Origin of the sequence: Halopenitus sp. H-Gu1 (assembly GCF_041821145.1) — an archaeon.
Taxonomy (GTDB): domain Archaea; phylum Halobacteriota; class Halobacteria; order Halobacteriales; family Haloferacaceae; genus Halopenitus.
Genome location: NZ_JBGUBC010000053.1, coordinates 1 through 2,312, shown reverse-complemented (window position 1 = coordinate 2,312; position 2,312 = coordinate 1). Strand labels below are relative to the sequence as shown.

The window sequence follows — 2,312 nt, the reverse complement described above, 5'->3', positions numbered from 1 at the left end:
CTAGGATGGCTATCGAATAACACCTGGTAGTTCAAAGGCCCCCGCTCAGAATAGAAGACATGCGACCCAGCACTATTCACTCCAAGTAGCCGAGATTCTTGAGTTGTTTTAGCTGGTTTGCGCCCAGCTCATCCTGTTGCGCCGCCCTGTCGCCTCGCTTTTTGAGATCGTCGATGAGACGACGCGCCTCGTCCTGATCGAAGTCTGGTTTGCCGAACTGCTTTCGCGCCCGGAAAATCTGGCGGAGCAGGGAAAGTAGCCCGCGTGGATTCTGTTTGAGAACGTTCCGTGCGCGTGGGGTCGTCGGGATCACGTGCTTGACCGCCCCGTGAAGCCGACTCCGTCGTGGGGAGTCGTCGAACACCCATCCGCCGTCGGCGTCCCAGAGACTGTGGACGCTGTGTTCGTGCCGGTTGAGGCGTGACTCGCTCCGCCCGAAGGCACTGTACCCGGGTGGGAACTCGAAGCCAGCGTATGCGTGCTCGCGCTCTCCAGCTTCGAATGCGCTCTTCCCCGGCGTCTCGTACGGCGGATCGATATTGAGTACGTCTGCAATGGTAGCTGGGATATCGACATGGGAAAAGAGACTTTCACGAACGTCTTGGCCCCTCGGGTCGATAACCACAGTCGGGACGTAAACCAACTCGGGAACGACCGGGTAAACGTGACTTAGCGAGCCGTACTCTCCAAGAAGTTCGCCGTGATCCGAGGTGAAAATAACGAGCGTTTCGTCGAGTAGTCCACATTCTTCAAGCGAATCGAGACGTTTCGTGAATATTTCTGTGGCCCTTTTCGCCCCTTCGAAATATCCTGCGCGTAGTTCGTCGAGTGAGTCGGTGTAGTCATTAAGAAATTCGACGGCGCTATAATCGCCCTGTTCGTCGCCTGTGAGCCCGTATGGGGAGTGAGTGACAAGTTCGCGTTCGATATTGATGAATGGGGTATCCATTTCATCGACACGTTGGCTTGTTATTGGATCCTGTCCGAGTACCTCGTAGATTGGATCTTCGTCGATGGATTGCCAGAAAGATACATCAACTGCTTCTGTCTCCAGAAGCCAGTTCTGACCTTCTTTGACACGGTGGCCAAAGGTATAGACACCGTGTTCGGGTGGATAGAGCCCGGATGTGAGTGAAGCAAACGAAGTTGGAGAGAGCGTCGATGCGGCAACAGTCTTCCGCACAGCCCCCTGTGAGCGGATGGAGTCGGGTAGGTAGTCCCACCGGAGGGCATCAGCGACAAAGACGTAACAATTGCGTATTTTCCGGCTCATATGATATCGGCTAATCTACTCGGCCATAGAGTTTTATCTTCGGCGACACTGGTAGCGTTCTGATAAGGAGTGAGGCGGTCAAAGGGTTAAGTGGTCTATGCTCTCGTTTGACCGCCTTAGCGCCGATGACGGTTGTATCGAGTTAGAACTTCTGGAGCGAGAGGCAACACCCGAGCCGACGATGAAGATCAGTATCCGACTTCATTTGGCTGGATTATCATTCCCGGATATCGTCTCGATGTTTAAAAGGTTGGGTGTCGATCGTCATCGAACCATCGTTCATCGGTGGGTACAGAACGTTGATCTACAGCCGACAGATGGTGCTGATTCGAATCACGCTGTGGTCAAAGAAAATGTAATTCTGCTCAATACTGAGCGAAATTGGCTGTACGCTGCTGTCGATTGCGACATTAATCGCCTGCTCCATATTCGGCTCTATCCGACAAGAACAACGCGATTACCTCGATGTGTCTCTCAGAATCACGTGAGAAACATCAGGTCGACGATGCAGTCTTTCTCGTCGACGGAGCACCGTGATTACAGGCGGCTTGTCATCATCACGGCTCTGATTCCAACACGTCCCACATGGGAATCGGAATGCCGTTGAACGTATTTTTGTGAAGTAAAACAGATGAATCAACCAGTTCTCAAACACGATTGATCATGTTGACACGAGTACCGCTGAACATTGGTCGTAGGCGTTTTCTTTCGCATGAAATTAAATTATCTAAACACTACTCGCCGAAATCCATATAAAATGCTGATAGAACTCTTTAAGAAAGTGCCACCAAAAAAAAGGGAATTGAACCAAACTCTATGACTGTCTCGTGTCCGCTCTGTGATTCTGCGGTCGAAATTGAACAGAACACAATACACTTCGATCGTATCGAAACTGAGTACCGCCGCCGATTCGATATTACCATCCGTGACAAACTCACCGATCAACCACCAGAATTGATCAGTCGATACCGTTGTGCTGACTGTGGGCTCCGGTTCTTTCAGCCAACTGTCCTCGGCTCTGAGGATCTTTACGCTGCAC

Annotated in this window: 1 protein-coding gene and 1 pseudogene; one reads left to right on the top strand and one right to left on the bottom strand. The window is 51.5% G+C overall.

Annotation, left to right across the window (positions count from 1 at the left end; genetic code table 11):
* Positions 1–76 precede the first annotated feature (76 nt).
* Positions 77–1,273 carry a sulfatase-like hydrolase/transferase gene (locus tag ACERIT_RS16060; protein WP_373675863.1) on the bottom strand — a complete coding sequence of 399 codons (1,197 nt, stop codon included), beginning with the start codon at positions 1,271–1,273 and terminating at the stop codon, positions 77–79.
* A gap of 97 nt (positions 1,274–1,370) precedes the next feature.
* On the opposite strand from ACERIT_RS16060, the pseudogene ACERIT_RS16055 reads away from it, so the two are divergent.
* Positions 1,371–1,971, top strand: a pseudogene (locus tag ACERIT_RS16055) (IS6 family transposase).
* The last annotated feature ends 341 nt before the right edge of the window (positions 1,972–2,312 follow it).